Annotated in this window: 14 protein-coding genes; 9 read left to right on the top strand and 5 right to left on the bottom strand. The window is 69.5% G+C overall.

Annotation, left to right across the window (positions count from 1 at the left end; all coding sequences use genetic code 11):
* Nucleotides 1–68: 68 nt before the first annotated feature.
* Both ACH4U7_RS10530 and ACH4U7_RS10525 read right to left on the bottom strand, forming a co-directional pair.
* On the bottom strand, nucleotides 69–3,545 hold the full coding sequence (locus tag ACH4U7_RS10530) for a DUF4132 domain-containing protein (RefSeq protein WP_398527578.1): 3,477 nt from the start codon (nucleotides 3,543–3,545) through the stop codon (nucleotides 69–71).
* A 63-nt stretch (nucleotides 3,546–3,608) separates the two neighbouring features.
* Nucleotides 3,609–3,821: a hypothetical protein gene (locus tag ACH4U7_RS10525; RefSeq protein ID WP_398527577.1), complete on the bottom strand. Its 213-nt coding sequence runs from the start codon at nucleotides 3,819–3,821 to the stop codon at nucleotides 3,609–3,611.
* Between the two features lie 261 nt (nucleotides 3,822–4,082).
* Here ACH4U7_RS10525 and ACH4U7_RS10520 point away from each other — a divergent pair, with 261 nt between their 5' ends.
* Together ACH4U7_RS10520 and ACH4U7_RS10515 are read left to right on the top strand one after the other, a co-directional pair.
* A complete protein-coding gene (locus tag ACH4U7_RS10520) occupies nucleotides 4,083–4,568 on the top strand; it encodes a DUF2269 family protein (RefSeq protein WP_398527576.1) in 486 nt (161 codons plus the stop codon).
* Between the two features lie 45 nt (nucleotides 4,569–4,613).
* Nucleotides 4,614–5,066 carry a hypothetical protein gene (locus ACH4U7_RS10515; RefSeq protein ID WP_398527575.1) on the top strand — a complete coding sequence of 151 codons (453 nt, stop codon included), beginning with the start codon at nucleotides 4,614–4,616 and terminating at the stop codon, nucleotides 5,064–5,066.
* Nucleotides 5,067–5,108: 42 nt separating this feature from the next.
* On the opposite strand, the gene ACH4U7_RS10510 is transcribed toward ACH4U7_RS10515, so the two are convergent.
* Nucleotides 5,109–6,080, bottom strand: a complete 972-nt coding sequence (locus tag ACH4U7_RS10510; RefSeq protein ID WP_398527574.1) for a LacI family DNA-binding transcriptional regulator — start codon at nucleotides 6,078–6,080, stop codon at nucleotides 5,109–5,111.
* 190 nt (nucleotides 6,081–6,270) lie between these two features.
* On the opposite strand from ACH4U7_RS10510, the gene ACH4U7_RS10505 reads away from it, so the two are divergent.
* The 3 genes from ACH4U7_RS10505 (at nucleotide 6,271) to ACH4U7_RS10495 (ending at nucleotide 11,532) form a co-directional block, all read left to right on the top strand.
* Nucleotides 6,271–8,196: a purine-cytosine permease family protein gene (locus ACH4U7_RS10505; protein ID WP_398527573.1), complete on the top strand. Its 1,926-nt coding sequence runs from the start codon at nucleotides 6,271–6,273 to the stop codon at nucleotides 8,194–8,196.
* Nucleotides 8,197–8,271: 75 nt separating this feature from the next.
* Nucleotides 8,272–11,079 carry a hypothetical protein gene (locus ACH4U7_RS10500; protein WP_398527572.1) on the top strand — a complete coding sequence of 936 codons (2,808 nt, stop codon included), beginning with the start codon at nucleotides 8,272–8,274 and terminating at the stop codon, nucleotides 11,077–11,079.
* A 6-nt stretch (nucleotides 11,080–11,085) separates the two neighbouring features.
* Nucleotides 11,086–11,532, top strand: coding sequence for an RbsD/FucU family protein (locus ACH4U7_RS10495; protein ID WP_398527571.1), 447 nt, complete (start codon nucleotides 11,086–11,088; stop codon nucleotides 11,530–11,532).
* On the opposite strand, the gene ACH4U7_RS10490 is transcribed toward ACH4U7_RS10495, so the two are convergent.
* Nucleotides 11,492–12,193 carry a lactate utilization protein C gene (locus ACH4U7_RS10490; protein ID WP_398527570.1) on the bottom strand — a complete coding sequence of 234 codons (702 nt, stop codon included), beginning with the start codon at nucleotides 12,191–12,193 and terminating at the stop codon, nucleotides 11,492–11,494. The two genes, ACH4U7_RS10495 and ACH4U7_RS10490, sit on opposite strands and share 41 nt — an antisense overlap.
* Nucleotides 12,194–12,330: 137 nt before the next feature.
* Between ACH4U7_RS10490 and ACH4U7_RS10485 the strand changes: the two genes are divergently transcribed.
* On the top strand, nucleotides 12,331–13,014 hold the full coding sequence (locus tag ACH4U7_RS10485; protein WP_398527569.1) for a GntR family transcriptional regulator: 684 nt from the start codon (nucleotides 12,331–12,333) through the stop codon (nucleotides 13,012–13,014).
* A gap of 61 nt (nucleotides 13,015–13,075) precedes the next feature.
* Here the strand turns inward: ACH4U7_RS10485 and ACH4U7_RS10480 are convergent, their stop codons facing one another.
* Nucleotides 13,076–13,783, bottom strand: coding sequence for a GntR family transcriptional regulator (locus tag ACH4U7_RS10480; RefSeq protein ID WP_398527568.1), 708 nt, complete (start codon nucleotides 13,781–13,783; stop codon nucleotides 13,076–13,078).
* Between the two features lie 186 nt (nucleotides 13,784–13,969).
* Between ACH4U7_RS10480 and ACH4U7_RS10475 the strand changes: the two genes are divergently transcribed.
* From ACH4U7_RS10475 to ACH4U7_RS10465, 3 genes are read left to right on the top strand one after another with little or no spacing between them, the layout of a single operon-like run.
* Nucleotides 13,970–15,259 carry an alpha-L-fucosidase gene (locus ACH4U7_RS10475; protein ID WP_398527567.1) on the top strand — a complete coding sequence of 430 codons (1,290 nt, stop codon included), beginning with the start codon at nucleotides 13,970–13,972 and terminating at the stop codon, nucleotides 15,257–15,259.
* Nucleotides 15,246–16,598 (top strand): ABC transporter substrate-binding protein, encoded by a 1,353-nt coding sequence (locus ACH4U7_RS10470; protein WP_398527566.1) that lies wholly within the window; start codon nucleotides 15,246–15,248, stop codon nucleotides 16,596–16,598. The genes ACH4U7_RS10475 and ACH4U7_RS10470 overlap by 14 nt, the downstream gene beginning before the upstream one ends.
* Complete coding sequence (locus tag ACH4U7_RS10465) at nucleotides 16,598–17,530, top strand: carbohydrate ABC transporter permease (protein ID WP_398527564.1); 933 nt, start codon at nucleotides 16,598–16,600, stop codon at nucleotides 17,528–17,530. The genes ACH4U7_RS10470 and ACH4U7_RS10465 overlap by 1 nt, the downstream gene beginning before the upstream one ends.
* Nucleotides 17,531–17,678: the final 148 nt, after the last annotated feature.

Here is a 17,678-nt window from a genome sequence, read left to right as displayed (position 1 = left end):
ACCGAGGACCGGCCGCCTCCACGTACCGGCTAGCTGTGCCGTGCGGTGTGGTGCGGTGCGGTGCGTCGTCAGCGGGCCACCAGCTCCGTGAGGTCGGCGAGCAGCTCGGACGCGGTCACCGGGTCGAGTTCGGCGAAGGCCAGCCTGGACGGTTCCCCGGGCGGGTCCCATGCGCTGGGCTGCTCGGACAGCCCTATGAATTCCAGCGACTGCTCGGTGGAGACGTCGACGGCGCCGATCGTGAACCCCTCCGACGGACTGACTACGATCCAGCGGTCCTTCGCGACTCGCTTGGACAGCCGGCACTGCACACCCGCGAACATCGGCTCGTCGCGCTCCCAGCCGCGCCGTTCCAGGCCGAGCAGTTTGGCGGTCGGCACGGTGATGTCCTCGAACCGCGCCAACCGGTCGGCGGCCGCCTCGTCGTCCGTGAGCCGGTGTACGGCACGGCCGAGCTGCGGGAACGGCTGCAGGATCTCGTGGTCGACGAACAGCCCCTCCCACTCCGTCAGCTCCTCGCCGAGGTGGAGCGGGTGCGCCAGCCGCACCGAGGCGTCCTCCGGCAACGAGAACTCCTCGTCCCGTACGTCGGCGAAGGTGCGGTCCTCCGCCACCCGGAACGCCGTCGCCGCACCAGCGCCGCTGATGGCCGGGGCCCCGTACAAAGCCCCCTCCGAAACCCCGGCCGGGATGCACAGCCACACCAGCCGCCGCACCAGATGCCACAGCAGGGGATGGGAGACGAACAGCTCGCGGAACTCACCGGTCGTCCAGCTGCGGCCCGCGACCATCGCGCCCTCCAGCCGGCGCACCTGGTCCGAGGCCACCGTCCGCACATCCTTCTTCAGCGCCATGAACCGCTTGCGTTCCGCCGGCGCCAGCTCGGCGTCGTCGCGGGCACCCGGCTTGGGCAAGTCCTTGCGCCGCTTGCCGTCCTGGTCCAGGACGTACGGCCGCAGTTGCTCGTCGAAGCCCACGGTGAAGCGCCGGGGCCCGTAGTCCACGACGGTCGAGCCGTCGGTGTCCAGCCCGAAGTCCGGCACCAGCCGGTCGGCGAGTTCCTCGCCGGACAGCCCCAGATCGGCCGCCACCTGCTCGATCTTCTCCTTGGCGCGCGTCTTGAGCGCCTTGAATTTCACCCGCTGGGACACCCCGTGCAGATGCATCAGGGCCACGTCGCTGCCGATGGCCGCCAGCACGTCCAGGCCCTCCACAGCCCGCTGGTGCGCTCCCTCGCCGGGCCAGTTCCGCAGGACCGGCGCCAGCCGGCGCACCGTCTCGTCGTCGCCGAGCCACCCCAGGGCATGCAGCGCCCAGCTTTCCTTGGCCGGCATCCCGGACAGCCGCCACTGCTCGAACAGGGACCAGGCGAAGGTGGCCAGCGACTCGGGATCGCACGCCTCCTGCACTGTCTCCACGCCCGTATAGACCGCGCCCGGCCGGGAGATCGCCAGCATGGTGAGCAGATGGCGCACGGATTCGGCCGGCAGCGCCGAGGTCCGGTCACGCAGCAGCACTCGCGGCAGCAACCGGGGGGCCGCCCAGGCGACGGGCTCCGGCATCCTCGACGGCAGCGCGAGCTCCAGACGATCGGCCGACAGCAGGTCACGGACGACCGCGACCGCCTTGGGACCGTGACCGGCCGCCGCGTCGAGTACGGCGTCCTTGCCGTGCGTGGCGGCGATGGCCCGCAGCGCGTGCTCGGCGCTGTGGCGGGCGGCGCCCGCCGGACCGGCGGCGTCGGGCACCAGCAGCACGGCGGCGTCCGCGCCGTGCCTGGCGAACCAGGCGCGAGTCGTGGCCGCGACGGACTTCAGCCGCACGAACCAGTCGGCCATCAGCCGCGCGACCTCCAGCTGCCGATAGGGCAGGAGCAGCCCGCCGGCCACAGCGGGCTGCCGCGCCGCGGCGTGCAGCAGCGGCGGCAGCGCGTCCTCCTCCCATCGGGCGGCCACCGGCTTCAGCTCCTTGACGAGCTCCCACATGTGCTCGGGAGTCCACTGCGCCAGCAGCGGGCGGTACGTGTCCGGGCCGTCGGCGAACAGGGCGGCCAGACGATAGTTGTCGAGGTCCGTGAACTGCTCCCACAGGGTTCGGACGTCGGGATACGGCTCGTTCTGCCGTTGCCGCACCCGCCGCCTGGGCTCCTCGACGGCGGCAGCCCATGCCTCGCGCTCGCCGGGCTGCCACAGCATGCGGGTCTCCTCCCCGACGACGAGCCCCTTGACGGTTCCCGGCATCGGCGCCGTCCGCGTGCCTGTCCACGGCGGGCTCACCAGCAGCCCGGGCAGCGCATCGGCGGGGGCGTCGGCTGCGGCGGGGTGCAGCAGCACCCGCACCACCTCGGCGACCTTGGGCGGGAACTGTGCGAGCCGCGACTCCAGCAGCTCACCGTGCGTGGCGACATGCGCGGTCAGCAACTGGCCCAGCAGGAAGGAGTTACGGCCCGGGGCGGGCGCCGCCCGGCCGGCCAGCAGGCGGGCCGCGCGCACCGGATACCGGCGCACCGCCTCCAGCAGCGCCGGACGCACCTGTTTGTCGTCCGCGTGGGCCATCAGCAGCTCGAACGCCTCGTCCGTCGGCAGCTCCGCCAGGATGCCCGCCTGTTCTTCCGCCGATGCCCCGTAGGAAGGCGTACGGTGCCGCCAGATCTCCGCGATCAGCGCGGCGACGGCCGGGCCGACGCCCTCGGCGACGGTGGCCGCGGTGGAGAGCCTGCCGTCGTAGGCGGACACGCCGCCCGCCCGCAGCAGAGCCCGCAGCTGCTCCTCGTCGTTCAGCGACTCGAACAGCATGGCGCGTACGACACGGTCCTCCCGGCCGCTCTCCCCCGGGTCGGCGCAGCACTCCGCGACCCAGTCGGTCTCGCCCGGGACCAGATACGACACCACAATTCGGCGCCGCGCACCGCCGCGGTGCGCGGCCAGAGCCGCCACCACCTCGCGGTACTCGCCCTCACCGGCCATCGACAGCAGCGTCCGCACCCGGTCTGCGGCGCCCCGGCGCAACCACAGCCGCTGCGGCGAGTCGCCCTCGGGCAGGACGGCCAGCCTGGTGGTCCGGCCCTGGTCGTCGTCATGGTCGAGCTCGAACAGCTCCACCGTGGCACGGGCCGCGAAGGCCCGCCCGTGCCGCAGACACCAGGCGTCGGCGACCGCGTCGTACAGCAACCTCCCGCGGTCGGTGACCACCGCCAGGACCGCGGCGCCGACCGGATCCGCCGTCCCCTCCAGATAGCGGCGTGCGGCGGCTGCCGGCTCAGGGGCGATGGCCGGGACGGCCCCGCCGAGGACCGTGCCGGTCCACTCCTCCTTCGCCGCCGCAAGCCGCCTGTCCCAGGAGTCGAGAGCCGACTCGTGGGGGGCGTGCGAGTACCGGGTGATGCCGCCCCAGCGCGGGCGGAGGCGCTGCCGCCAGGCGGCGGGCAGCGTGAAGGAGTCCTCGTCGGGTGCCGCCGCAGCGTCTTCGGCATGTCCGGTGCCCCCGGCGTCCGACGTGTGTCCGGCGCCCACGGGCGCGTGCCCCTCGCGTTCCTTCTCCCGCACGGCCGCCCCTTCCTCCGCTCCTGTGATGAGCCCGCCCCCGACACGGGCTTGACGGGCCTCACATTAGATCCGGTCACTGACAACAGCCGCCGGCAGCCCTGCACTCGGCTGATCCGGCGGGCCTTCAGCGGTGTTGTCCTGGTCGTGATCGGTGGAGAGGGCGACGTGCCGCCAGGTGTCCATCTCCTTGCGGAAGGTGTCCAGCTTGGCGTCGAAGGCTTGCAGGGTGTCGGCTCCGAGCGGAAGGCGCAGGGGCGGCTCGGCAACGGCGGTCATCTCGACAATGGCGCGCGGCCTTGACCGGGTCGCCGGGCTGGGCGTGGTTCAGGCTCGCGGCGGCCGCACGCATCGCGCCGACGGTGGGCGCGTAGTCGTCGATCGTGTCGGGGCCGGTGTGCAGGCTGGCGGGGTCGAGGAAGTCGGTGCGGAAGAAGCCCGGTTCCACGAGCGTCACGTGGATGCCCAGGGGTGCCAGTTCGGCGTGGAGGGTCTCGGTGAAGCCTTCGACGGCGAACTTCGTGGAAGGGAGACACCGGCATGGCCAAATTCCTGCTCAGCATCCACGTGCTGGCGGCGATCCTGCTCATCGGACCGGTCACCATCGCGGCCAGCTTGTTCCCGCGTTTTGCGCGCCAGGCGCTGGCAGACGGGCCCGAGCAGCAGTCGGCCAAGGGCCCGGTCCGGCTGCTGCATCGGATCTGCCGGGTCTACGCCGTGGCCGGCATCTCCGTCCCGATCTTCGGTGTCGGCACCGCCCAGGTGATGGGCGTAATGGGCAGCCCCTGGCTCATCGCCTCCATGGCTCTGACAGCGGTGGCCGCCGTCCTGCTGGGCATCGCGGTGCTCGGCACCCAGGACAACGTGGTCAGCCGGCTCGACAAGCCCGAACAGCCGTCGACCGCCGCGGAGTCCCTGATCGCCCGGCTGCCCCGCCTGTCGATGATCACCGGCCTGTTCGCCCTCGCCTGGCTGATCGTGGTGGTCCTGATGATCGTCCGCCCCGACTCGACGACAGGCGCATAACGGCTCAGCCGCCGAAAAGCAGGTTTGGATTGCTGAAGTGCGTCAATGGGCTGGAATATAGAGGTAGTTGCTGTCCGGCAGGACGAGCTGTACGAAGCGGTGCCGGACGTGTTCATCGAGACGAGCACCACGATGTGTTTCGAGGACGCAACGTCGGGCAGGCGGGTACCGCATCTGTGCGCAACGAAAGTCGGCGACTGGGTGGTCGTCATCGATGCGGGCTGCAGGCTGTCGGGGAACTACGACTACCTGGATGAGGCATCAGCGTCGACAGACCTGCATCTTGTACGGATCGCCGACAAGCCGATCGCACTGCACTACCGCAACGGTCAGCAGGTGTTGGAAGCGACCGGCAGCGATGCGGTTCCGGAGATGACGCCTGACGATGACGGAGAGTCGTGGGCGATGCATGCGCTATTCAAGAGAACCGGCGTGAATTTCGGGGAAGAAGACCCATTGGGCCTATGGAACGCGAAATTCACGCTCTTCACGATCTGACTGGTTCGCCCCGTTGGTCGGCCGGCGATCCTGGATTCGCAGTCAGCCGCTGGAACCGCGGACCACGAGCTCGGGTTTCAGGACGACATCACCGCTGCCGCCGTCGAGGAGGGCGAGGGATGCCTCGACCATGCGCTCGGCGGTCGAGCCCAGGGTGGTGAGTCCCGGCGCGGCGGTGTCGGAGAGGTACGTGCCGTCGAAACTCGTGATCGCGTACTCGGCAGGCACGCGCTTACCGGCGTGCTGAAGCGCCGTCAGCAGGCCGAGCGCGACAGTGTCAGCGGTGCAGATGATCGCATCTGTGTCGCCGGGGTTCGCGAGCAGGTGCTTCGCCGCGTCGATGCCGCTCGCCACGGTGAAGTTCGGCATTTCCAGAACCCGGTCGTCCGGCCCGGCGAGCGCGCGGAACGCGGTTGTGCGCTCGATGCTCGACGAGGAGTCCTCCTGGGCGTCGACCATCAGGATGCTGCGGCGGCCCCGCGCCCGCAGGTGATCCACGAGCAGGCCGACCCCCGCCGCGTTGTCGAGCCGTACCGACGGCGCTTCGACGCCTCGTGCGCGGCGGTCGACCTGCACGACACGGTTGGACCGCGCGAGCTCCGTGATCGCCGCGCCACTCCGCTCGAACGCCGCAGGCACCACGAGTATCGCGTCCACCAGCGCCCGATCCATGGCGCCGAGCTGACGCTGCTCGGTCTCCGGGCTCTCGCCCGTGTCGATCGTCACCAGCCGCTTGCCCTGAAGATCCAGGCGGCGCGAATACGCCGACACCAGCTCCGCGAAGTACGCGTTCGCGATCGCGGGAACGACAAGCGCCAACGAATCCGTCGACTGGATCCGCAGCGCCCGCGCCGCCGCGTTCACCCTGTAGCCCAGTTCCTCGCATGCGTTCCGCACCCGCAGCGCCAGCTCCGGATCGACGTTGCGCTGAACACCGGAGAGCACACGGCTCGCCGTCGGCACTGACACTCCCGCGCGCAACGCCACGTCCTTCAAGCCGATGCGCGCGCCCATCTTGATCTCCCCTGGCTCCTGGCCGTCGATGCTATCAGGGCGTTCCCGGCGACCCGTTGACGCGGCAGGGACCAGCGTGCTTAGGTTCGGAAATGGTTTTCCCGACGATGAGAGTACCGCGTGACCGCCCGCCGTACGCCCCAGGGGGCGACGGACGGGCGCTTGTCGTCGGATCGGTCCCGCTCATCGCTTGCGGCGGCAGGCGCATCGTCGTCCACGCGGGAGCCGGCGATCTCCTGAAGCCCGCGCATGTCCGCGCGCTCGCCGCCCCTCTCACCGGCGATTTAGCGGTCCACCCCACCGCTTAGCGGCCCGCCTCACCGCCGTACACGCGTCCCCGTACACACATCCCCGTACTCGCGTCCGCCGCGACCGCGATGGCCGTCACCGCGAACGCCGCACATCGCATGCGGAGCCGCGTCGTCCCCGGACGCGGTCGACGCGCTCCTCGAACGCGAACCCACGAATTCCCCGAAGCTTCAACCACCCGCCCCTCCCCACATCGCCATACATCGAAAGGCGCCCTTCCATGAGCAATGAGGCTCAGCAAGGTCGTAGAGGCACGACCGTCGAATCGAACGGCGTCAATCCCGTTCCCGATGCCGAACGACGCGGAAGGCCGAGCGGCCTGTTCGCTGTGTGGTTTGCCTGGAACATCTCGATCCTCGGCATCAGCTACGGCATCTTCGTCTTCGGCCTCGGTCTGAACGTCTGGCAGACGATCGTCGCCGGGACCATCGGCTACCTCGCCTCGTCCGCCCTCGTCGGCATCCTCGCGGTCGGCGGGCCCCGCACGGGACTGCCGACCCTCGCCCAGACGCGCTTCGCGTTCGGCATCAAGGGCAACAGGATTCCCGCGTTCTTCGCCTACCTGTCCAATATGGGCTGGAAGGTGACGATTATCACCCTTGCCTCGACCACCGGTGCGAACCTGTTCGCGAAGCTGTGGCCGTCGGTGTTCGCCGATACGGACGGGTCGAGCGCCACGTTCACGATCGTGCTGTGGTTCGTGCTCGTGCTCGCCGTGACAATGACGGTCTCCGTCCTCGGCCATGAGTTCATCATGAAGGTCGAGGTCTGGATCTCGTGGGTGACCGGCATCATGACGGTCGCGTTCCTCGGATTCATGGTGCCTGAGATCGAGTGGTCGCACCTCGGTGACACCCCTGCGGGCGGACCGCTGGTGTTCATCGGCGGCATCATCATGGCGATGACCCTCGTCGGCCTCGGCTTCCTCAACTACGGCGGCGACTTCGCCCGTTACCTCCCGCGCGATACCCCGGCGCGCGGCGTGATCAGCTGGACGGTCGCCGGGCTCAGCCTGCCGGTCGTCATCCTCCTCGCCGTCGGCGCGCTTCTCGTCGGCGGGGATTCGAAGCTCGGTGCCGCCACAGCGTCCGACCCGATCGGCGCGCTCACCGCGCTCCTGCCGATGTGGTTCTTCGTTCCCTTCTCCATCATCATCGTCATCTCGCTCGTTTCGGCCGCCATCACCGGCATGTACAGCTCCGGCCTCGCGCTCATGGCGGTCGGCGTGCGGCTGCGCCGCTCCGTGACGACCGCGATCAACGCGGTCATCATCGCGGCGGGCGCCTTCTACCTGCTGTTCATCTCCACCTCGTTCCTCGCGACGTTCCAGTCGTTCCTGTCGCTCATCGCCGTGATGATGGGCACCATGGGCGGCATCCAGATCGTCGACTTCATCCGGCAGCGCCGCATGGGCTGGAACACCGATATGGCGAACCCGCGTGGCTACGGCGGCCGCGACGCGCGCTGGACGGCGATTCTGAGTCTGATCACCGGAACCGTCGTCGGTCTCGGCCTCGTGACGAGCTCCGACCCGAACTTCGGGGAGATCACGGGATTCCTCCTCACCGAGAGCGGCCGCACCGGCGTGTTCGGGTCGAGCGGGCTCGGCATCGTCATCGCCCTGGCGCTCGGCGCCACGCTCTACGCGATCCTCACGTTCGGACTCCGGCTGGACCCGAAGCCCGACTATTCGCTCATGACCGCGGGAGACGCCGCTCGCGCGAAGGGCGGACGCGGGGAGGGCGGGCGCGAGGTTCCGACTCCCGACGCGGCCGGCAGGCATGCGGCCGACCGCACCGAACGCTGACCGACCCGTGGCGGTGAGGCCCACGCGGGGTCTCGCCGCCGCTCGAGGAGCTGACCGATCGAGGAGCTGACCCCCTTGTCCGCACATGAGACCGCGCTGCAGCGATTCCGGAACCCGGACCCGTGGCATGCGCCCGCCGCCTACTGGTTCTGGCATCGGCTGCCCGACAAGGACACGATCCGCGCCCAGGTGCGGCAGATGCACGACGCCGGGATCCGGAGCTTCCAGGTGCAGGCGCGGCTGTCGTACCCGATCGAGGGTTACCTGGACGACGACTACCTCGCCGCGTGCCGTGCGGCCGTCGAGACGGCCGCCGAGCTCGGCATGATCGTCGGCATCTATGACGACTACAACTGGCAGACCGGTCACGCGGCGGGCCGGGCCGTGGCCGACCACGACGAACTGCGCGAACGGCACATGTTCTGGGTGCGGATCCCCGCGGGCGCGAGCGATGGCTCGCTCAGCGGGATCCGCTCGGCGACGGAGAACCTCGGCCCGGCCGGGATGGACTGGCACTACGAGGGCGGGGTCGTCGCCTGGGCCGACTGGCGGGTCGAGTACGCGCTCGTCGTGGAAGGGGAGCAGGGCGCGGCCACCGAGCGGCCCGAGCTCGTCGACCGCGTGGACGGCACCGCCGACAGGTGTCGTGTCCGCCTCGTCGACCCCGTGCCCGACGGCGCGGAGGCGATCGTGTTCGTCTCCGCCCGCTGTGCGACCTCCCGGCTCGTGAACCCCGTCGACCCGGTCGCGGTCGATCGCTTCATCGAGGCCGGCTACCAGCCCTTCGCCGACGCCCTGGGCGACTTCTTCGGCTCCACCGTCGCCTACATGTTCTTCGACCAGCCGCACGCCGTGTACTACGACTGGGCGGAGCGCGCCGGAGATCTGCGTTCGGCGATGCCGTTCCATGAGAGCCTGGCCGTCTCGATCCGGGAGCGCTGGGGCGGGCAGACCCCCCAAGTGCTCGCCGCCGTACTCGACGGAGACGACCCGGAGCGGCTGAGCCTTCGCGCCCAGTTCTACGAGCACTTCAGCGGCTACGCGATGGAGACGTTCCTCGGCAAGCTGCGCACCTGGAGCCACGCCCACGGCCTGCGTCAGACCGGCCATGAAGTCCTCGGGCACGTCGGCGGCTGGGCGCTCGACACCGCGTTCTCGAACTGGGACCTGCGCGTGAACTTCGGGCTCGACCACTTCGGCGTGGACGGTTACCGCGACCTCACCGCGGTGGATGCGCAGGACGCCCTGGTACAGCTCAGCCCCGTGTTCGGCGACTCCGTCGCCCGCCACCACGGCCGCGGCGGGACGATGGTCGAGCAGTACTTCCTCACCCCGCCCGAAGGCGGGACTCCGTGGTCCGGCCACTGGGGGCTGACCCTGCAGGAGCTGCGCACAACGGCGATCAACCACCATCTGCAGGGCATGCGGCAGATGGTCTTCCACGGCTTCTATCAGACCCACGGCCATGGAGACGATCACGAGTCGCTGCGGAATCCACGCTTCGACTTTCCCCCGGGCATCAATTTCGAGCCGTGGTTCGCCGATCATCACCTGCGGTTCGCGCTCGAGAGCGCGCGGCTGAGCGAGTTCCTCGAGCCGGTGTCACCGCAGAGCGACGTGGCGGTCCTGTACCCGTTGCGTACGGTGTGGACCGCGGGTCAGCTCGGCGAGCAGGCGTCGGCGATGGGCGAATGGGCCCGCGCGCTCACCGAGGCCCGGGTGGGCTTCCACCTCGTGGACGAACGCGATCTCGACGCCGCCGCTGTGGAGCAAGGCGCGGTGCGCTTCGGGGACCACCGGTACCGGGCGCTCGTACTTCCCGCCGTCACGACGCTGCGCTCGGCCGCATCGCTGCGCCGGCTCCGCCGTCTGACCGAATCGGGGGTACGGGTGCTCGCGAGCGGTGCGACGCCCGCTGTCTACCAGGATGGCCCGCAGACCGCCGTCGAGGACTGGGCAGGCCTCGCCCCGGCCGTGGAGGTGTTCGCTACGGTCCCCGAGGAGGCGGTGCTGCGCGGGCTCGTCGCGCGGCGTGGGCAGACCGAGCCGACACTGCGCGTCCCCGCGGGCTCGGCGGTGCGCTGGCGCGGCGGCCCGGACGCGGCCGACGGCTTCCGCTTCGCGTGCTTCGCCGAGACCGAGGGCACGGTGGAGCTCCTGCTGCCGGACGGGCCCTGGCGTATCGAGGAGTGGGATGCCGCCGACGGCACCGTACACGTCCTCGAAGCAGACGCCCTCGAAGCAGCCGAGGGCCCGGTCGTGCTGCGGCTGGAGCAGAACGCATTGCGTTTGTTGCGTGTGTACCGGGGCGCGGAGACCGCTTCCGGTCGGGCGCACGCCACGGAAGGTTCCGAGGCCGCGGCCGGTCGCGGCACGCCGGAATGGTCGGCGCCCGAGGAGCTCGTGTCCGGCTGGCTGCTCGAGGTCGCCGAGGACGCGTACGAGGAGGCGGGCACCCGCCGCGACATCGCGGTGACGTACGGCTGGGAGCGCCAGGACCTTCCGGCGTTCGCGGGCACCGCCGACTATGTGCGGCAGATCGAGCTCGACGCGCCGGTCCCCTTGGAGCTGACGCTCCCGGCTGTCGCCGGAGCTGTGGTCGTGTCCGTGAACGGCGTGCGTGTGGGGGCGCGCGCCTGGGCGCCGTACCGCGTCACGATCCCCGCCGATGTCCTGCGGCCCGGGGGGAACGAACTCCGCATCCGGGTCGCGCCGTCGGCAGCCAACCGCTACTACGCCGGGACCGGGCTCCGCGCCGAGCCCGAGCCGTGCGGACTGCTCGCGCCCCCGCTGCTGAGCCACGCGCTCGCGACCTTGGACCTCGGTGCGCCCCCGGACGGTTTCGACTCCGGCCCCCGCTCATCCTCGGTCACGGAAGGCTGATCCACCTTGCTCAAAGGACTCGACCCGCTCCTGACCCCGGACTTGCTGTACGCGCTCGCGCAGATGGGACATGGAGACACGATCGCGCTCGTCGACAGGAACTTCCCCGCGCACTCCGTGAACGACCGGGTCATTCGGCTGGATGGCACCGACGTCGTCTCGGCGGGCCGGGCGGTGCTGGGACTGCTGCCGCTCGACACATTCGTCCCCGAGCCCATCGCGAGGATGGCGGTCGTCGGCGACGCCGCCGCCGAGCCGCCGGTACAGACGGACTTCATCGCCGCCGCGGAGGAGGCATCGGGCCGCCCTCTCGCGGTGGAGCCGGTCGAACGCCACGCGTTCTATGCGCGTGCCCGCTCCGCGTTTGCGGTGGTCATCACGGGCGAGGACAGACCGTACGGGTGCTTCCTGCTCACCAAGGGCGTGCTGCCGGAGTTCTCTCCGGACCGTTGACGCCTGCCGCCGAGCCGTCACCCTCGCACAGCACCACTTCCAGGGTGCGCGGTCCGTGCACCCCCTCGACCCGGTCCAGCTCGATGTCGCTGGTGGCGGACGGACCGGAGATCCAGGTGAGTGGTCGCGTCGGGTCGAGCCGTTCGAGGGCCTGAGGGACGGAGGACACCACCTGGCCGGGGACGCGGACGACGCAGATGTGGTGGTCGGGGACGAGGGTGAGGCGGCGGCGGCCCTGGTCGGGTGAGCCGTCGAGGACGATGGTTCCCGTCTCGGCGATCGCCACGGCACAGGCCGTCACGACGCTGTCGACCCGGTCGAGTTCGGCCGCCGTGGTCGCGGCGCGGTCATGGATCCGAGTCGCGTCCACCGCCTTGATCCAGTACGCGGGCAGTTCGGGAGGCACGACGACGGTCTGCGCGCCGCGCTCGGCGAGCAGGCGCATGATGACCTCCGACAGCTCCTCGTCGGTGCACCGGTGGACGACCGCCCGATAGTCCGCGAGGTTCTCTGCGAGCAGCTCGACCGTCTCCTCGGTCGTGCGTGCGCCGTGTTCGCGCAGATAGCCGCGGTCGATGTCCGTCCCGTACGTGGCCGGTTCCCCGGCCGGGCCGCCGAGCGCGCGCCGCACCCGGCCCAGGATCACGTCCCTGCTGCTCATTTGTCTGCGTCCTTTCCGCCGTCCGTCCGTCGCCACCAGTCGCGGAACGGTTGGGCCGGCACGGTCGGCAGGTCTCATGTTGCCGTCCATACTTTGCCGGGGCCCGGGATGAGCAGGGATTCTCTATGATTCATGGCATGACTGATGGGACTCGACAGGATGCGCTGACCGATCGCGTATACGAAAGCGTCAAGGCGATGGTCATGGACCATGAGATCGCGCCTGGCGCCCGCGTGAGCATCGAGGGACTGGCCCGTCAGCTCAACGTGTCGGCGACCCCGGTGCGAGAGGCGCTCGCCCGGCTCGAATCAGAACGGCTCGTGGTCAAACGGCCCAACGCCGGCTATCGCGCCACCGACCTGCTCGACCGCGACGCCCTGCTCGACCTGTTCGAGATGCGGCTGTTGCTCGAACCCCGGGCCGCTTCACTGGCCGCGGAGAACGCGAGCGACGACGAACTGCGTCAACTGCGGTCCGTCGTCGAGGAGATGCGCCGCCAGCCCGACCTGGGCGAGAAGTACGCGGACTATCGCCGATTCGCCGCGCTCGACCAGGAGTTCCACGATGTGCTGGCCCAGGCTGCGGGGCGGCCGCTGCTCGCCGACGCGGTGAACCGCCTCCACGCCCATCTGCACATGCTGCGGTTGAACAGCGCGCCCGGATCTGTCGACGCCACCGTCGCCGAGCACGAGCACATCCTGAACGCTCTCGTGCAGCGCAACCCGGAGAAGGCGGCCGAGGCGATGGCCACACATCTGCGCTCCAGCCGGGTACGCCACCGCCCACAGCCCCCGGCACGCAGCCGGACCGCGTCCCGCTGAGCGCCAGAGCCGCGTTGTGCGGCTCGCCCGGCACGCTGCCCCCGCGAGCTAGGGCGTCCGGTCAGGATTCGCCGGTGTTCCTCAGGCGCGACCTCGACGACTCCAAGTGGTCGTGCATGGCGCGCGCCGCGGCCTCCGGGTCCTTGGCCCGGATGGCGTCGAGCACCGCCTGGTGCTCGACGACGGCCTCACCGGCGATGCTGTGCCGGAAGTAGAGGCGGTAGCTGTGGGTGTGCGCCCGGAACCGGCGCAGCGTGTCGGCAATGAGCGGGCTGCGGCTCGCCTCGGCGATCGCGTTGTGGAAGGCGGCGTCGAGCTCCGCGAAGCCGCGATAGGCCTCGTAGGTGTCGCCGCGCAGCGGCGGTCTCATCCGCTCAAGCATGTGGCGCATGCCGTCCAGTTCGGCTGAGGTCGCGTACTGCGCCGCGCGTTCAGCGGCGGCCGGCTCGAGGAGCAGGCGGATGTCGTAGAGGTCGTCCAGGCCGGTCCGGTCGAGCAGGGGGGCGACCAGGTAGCCGGCGTTCGGCCGGCGCACGACGAGGCCCTCGGACTCGCATCGGGCGAGAGCCTCGCGGACCGGCGTCTGGGACACCTCGAGTTGGCGGGCGAGCCCGGCGATCGACAGCTTCGTACCGGGCTCCAAGTCGTGATCCATGAGCAGGGTCATCAACGCCTGGAAGACCGACTCACGAACGTTGATCTTGCCTGATCCACGGGAACCCGAGCTGTTCATCGCGGCTGCGACCGTCAGCGGCATGGGCTCACTCATCAACCCTCCACATCCTCGATCACTGAATCTAACGCGCTTGACGCCGATCCATCCGGAGGACGGCTTCGATCGTTCTGAAATCTTCGCGACACCTGTTGACGCACGATTGGAACACCTGCATCCTCAATCAAATCCTATAGTATCCGATCCGGGATCAAGATCCCCTCGATGCGGAGGGTGACCCTCGTGACCATTCCCGACTGGTTCGGTGAAGCGGCCTTCGGGCTCTTCGTCCACTGGGACCACGCCAGTCAGCAAGGCGTGGAGATCGGCTGGCCGCTGGTCGGCCATTCGATCCTTCCGGGCCGTACCGAGCCTGAAGCCGACATCACGGTCGCGCAGTACCAGTCGACCGCCGCGACCTTCGATCCGCGCCACTGGGATCCGCGGGCAGTCGCCCGCCTCGCCCGTGCAGCGGGTGCGCGCTATGTCGTCTTCACCGTCCGGCACCACGCCGGCTACTCGATGTACCACACCGAACATTCCGACTTCTCCATCGCGGCCTCACCGTACGGACGCGACATCACCCGCGAGTTCTTCGACGCGCTGCGCGCCGAGGGCCTTCGGGTCGGCGTCTACTACTCGCTGCTGGACTGGAACCATCCGGACTACCCCGCGTTCACCGACGCCGACCGCCCCTACCCGCACGACCGGTACCGCCGGCCGTCGCCGGAGCGGTGGGCGCGCTACATCGACTATGTCAAGGGGCAGCTCACCGAACTGCTCACCCGGTACGGGACGATCGACCTGCTCTGGTTCGACGGGGAGTGGGAACGCACCGCGGAGGAGTGGCATGCCGCCGAGCTGCGCGAGCTGATCAAGTCGCTGCAGCCGGAAGTGATCATCAACGACCGGCTGCCGGGCCAGGGCGACTACGCCACTCCCGAGCAGGGCATGCCGCGCCGCCCGCCGGGCGGACCGTGGGAGCTGTGCCTCACCATGAGCGACAGCTGGGCGTACCGGCCCGACGACCTGGACTACAAGAGCCCGCGCCTGCTCGCCGGCTACCTCAGCGAGGTCGTCTCGCGCGGCGGCAACTTCCTGCTCAATATCGGGCCGCGCGGCGACGGAACGCTTGTGCCGACCGAGGTGGCCATACTCAAGCGGCTCGGCGCCTGGCTCGCCAGCCACGGCGAGAGCCTCTTCGGCGCCGGGCCGGCGTCCGAACGCCTCGACTTCCACGGCCCCGCCACCCAGCGCGGCGACACCATCTACCTGCACCTGCTGCTGCAGCCGCAGGACCTCCTCGTCGTGCGCAACGTGCCTATCGGCTCGGTGGCCGGCGTACGCATGCTCGGCACCGAGCAGCCCCTGGAGTACTCCGTCAATGAGGAAGTGCACAAGGCCAACGGCGCCGAGGACGAGCCCCTCGGCGAGCTCTTCATCACCGTGCCGCCACCGACCGGCGCCCTCATCGACGTGATTGCCATCGAACTGTCCAACTCCCGGAAAGACGAGTCACGTGCGGCCCTTTAACACTTCCAAGGCGGCCAGGCGTGCCGTAGTCCTGCTCGCGGCCGCGAGCATCCTCTCGGCGTGCGGCACCGGTCCGGGCGCTTCATCCGGCGACGGCAAGTCGCTGCGTGTGCAGATCCCCGCCGGGCCGATGGCCGATCGGATGCAACAGGTCGGCAAGGACTTCGAGAAGGCCAACCCCGGCACCAAGGTCACCTTCGAGAGCGTCGACTCCAACAGCTCCCGCGGCCCGAACGTGGCCCTGCTCAGCTCGACCGCCACCCCGGACATCGGCTACCTCCAGCGCAGTACCGGCGTCTGGTCGGCGCTGCTGAAGAACAAGCAGCTCACCCCGATCGACGATGTGTGGAATGCCGCCGGTCTGGCGGACAAGTACGCCAAGAGCCAGACCGCCTACTACACGACCAACGGGCATCACTACGGCGTTCTCTACGAGGAACTGCTGATCGCCCCGATCTACTACAACAAGGCGGCGTTCGCCAAGGCCGGCATCCCCGACCCGGCCGATCACCAGGTCGCCTCCGTCGCCGAGTTCGAGTCCATGGCGGCCAAGTTGAAGTCCGCGGGGTACGAGGGCCTCGGCGTCGGTGGGTCGAGCCCGTACGACCTGGGGCACACGCTCGACGCGCTGCTGCCCACCGCGGTGTCGCAGAGCGATTACCAGGCCATGCTCACGAACTTCAAGCCGGGTTCGCCGACGAACGTCAAGTACACCGACCCGGGCTTCGTGAAGACACTGCGGACCATCCAGGGCTGGCAGAAGAAGGGCATCTTCCAGAAGGGGATGCTCGGCATGGACACCACACAGGCCCAGGCGCTGTTCACCAGCGGCAGGCTCGCGATGCTGCAGGGCGGCAACTACAGCTACGCGGACCTGAAGGCGGCCAAGCCGTCGTTCGACATGGGCTGGTTCCTGCTGCCGCCGCTCACGAAGGGCCGCAAGACGCCGTTCAACGCCTTCAACGGCGACACCCTCGTCATACCTGCCAAGGCGGCGAACCCGGGGCTGGCCAAGAAGTTCCTCAAGTTCTTCATGACCGACAAGTACCAGGTCAGCGTGGTCGCCGCCGGCGGCTCCCTGCCGGTGTTCACCTCGATCAAGCCGTCGAGCCTGTCGAACCTGGGCGACCTGGTGCAGCAGCAGTTCGAGCTGTCCAAGTCCGTCGGACTGGTCAACATCTGGGACTCGACCGTGCCGTCCACGCTCGGGCAGTCGTTCGCGGTGCCGGTGCTGCAGAAGCTCGTCTCCGGCAAGCTGACCCCGCAGCAGGCGGCCCAGCAGTTCCAGACCGGGCTGGAGGACCTGCAGTCCGGCAAGGTCTCCGGGGCGACGGACTGATGACCGCCCAGGAGATCCCCGCGGTTGCCACCTCAGCCACCGCCACCGCCCGCAGGCCGCGCCGGAAGGCACAGAAGTTCCCGATTCTGATCCTCGCACCGGCGCTGGTGCTGATGACCCTGCTCATCGCCTACCCGGTCGCGGAGTCGGTGCACATCAGCCTCGGCTCGTGGGACGGCGTGGGATCCGTCACCTACCGCGGGCTGGCCAACTACCGGCGGCTCATCAACGACTCGCTGGTCCGGCAGTCGATCGTGACCAGCCTGGTGTTCTTCGTCGGCACCGTGGTCTGCACGGTGGTGATCGCGACGTTGCTCGCCAACGCGATCAACCGGAAGGTACCCGGCGCCCGCTTCTTCAAGACCATCTGGTTCCTGCCGGTGATCGTCCCGGTCAGCGTCGCGGGCGTCTTCTGGTCCAACTCGTTCCAGCCCTCCACCGGCGTGGTGAACACAGTGCTCGGCTCACTCGGACTCGGCGACGCACACGCCTGGCTCGCATCGCCGACGACCGCGCTGATGGTGACGATCTTCGTCGCGGTGTGGACGCAGACCGGGTACGCGATGCTGATCCTGCTGGGCGCGATGGACACCATTTCCCCCGAGGTCCACGAGGCGGCCACGCTCGATGGCGTGTCCGAGGCCGGACGGCTCTTCCGGATCACACTGCCGAACATCGTGCCGATGCTCGGCACGGTCACGACCCTGATGTCGGTGTTCTCCTTCAACGCCTTCGGCATCATCTACGCGATGACCCGGGGCGGGCCCGGCAACGCCACGAGCATCCTGCCGGTGCTGGTCTACAAACAGTCGTTCATCGACCAGGACTACGGCTACGGCTCGGCCACCGCCGTCGTGACGACGCTGATCGTCAGTGTCATCGGCGTCGTGGTCCTGCAACTGTTCCGCCAGCAGCGGCTGGACGCGCGATGACGGCCCCGACGACACCAGCCCGGCTCGCGAAGATCCGTACGGCCGACACGGCGGCAGACGCACACCGACACCGACGGCACCGACGGCACCGACGGCTCCGGCGACGCGGCCCGCTGTGGTACCTCGGCTACCTGCTGCTGCTCGTCTG

The organism is Streptomyces sp. NPDC020845, from assembly GCF_044334165.1.
Classification (GTDB): Bacteria; Actinomycetota; Actinomycetes; order Streptomycetales; family Streptomycetaceae; genus Streptomyces.
Note: the sequence above shows the minus strand (reverse complement) of the source record. Positions and strands in the feature narration are given on the sequence as shown.

Coding starts and splice junctions, on each gene's coding strand:
- ACH4U7_RS10465 (WP_398527564.1), top strand. CDS start 16,598: ATGACCGCCCAGGAGATCCCCGCGGTTGCCACCTCAGCCACCGCCACC.
- ACH4U7_RS10515 (WP_398527575.1), top strand. CDS start 4,614: ATGGGCTGGAATATAGAGGTAGTTGCTGTCCGGCAGGACGAGCTGTAC.
- ACH4U7_RS10490 (WP_398527570.1), bottom strand. CDS start 12,193: ATGAGCAGCAGGGACGTGATCCTGGGCCGGGTGCGGCGCGCGCTCGGC.
- ACH4U7_RS10480 (WP_398527568.1), bottom strand. CDS start 13,783: ATGAGTGAGCCCATGCCGCTGACGGTCGCAGCCGCGATGAACAGCTCG.
- ACH4U7_RS10485 (WP_398527569.1), top strand. CDS start 12,331: ATGACTGATGGGACTCGACAGGATGCGCTGACCGATCGCGTATACGAA.
- ACH4U7_RS10510 (WP_398527574.1), bottom strand. CDS start 6,080: ATGGGCGCGCGCATCGGCTTGAAGGACGTGGCGTTGCGCGCGGGAGTG.
- ACH4U7_RS10525 (WP_398527577.1), bottom strand. CDS start 3,821: ATGACCGCCGTTGCCGAGCCGCCCCTGCGCCTTCCGCTCGGAGCCGAC.
- ACH4U7_RS10520 (WP_398527576.1), top strand. CDS start 4,083: ATGGCCAAATTCCTGCTCAGCATCCACGTGCTGGCGGCGATCCTGCTC.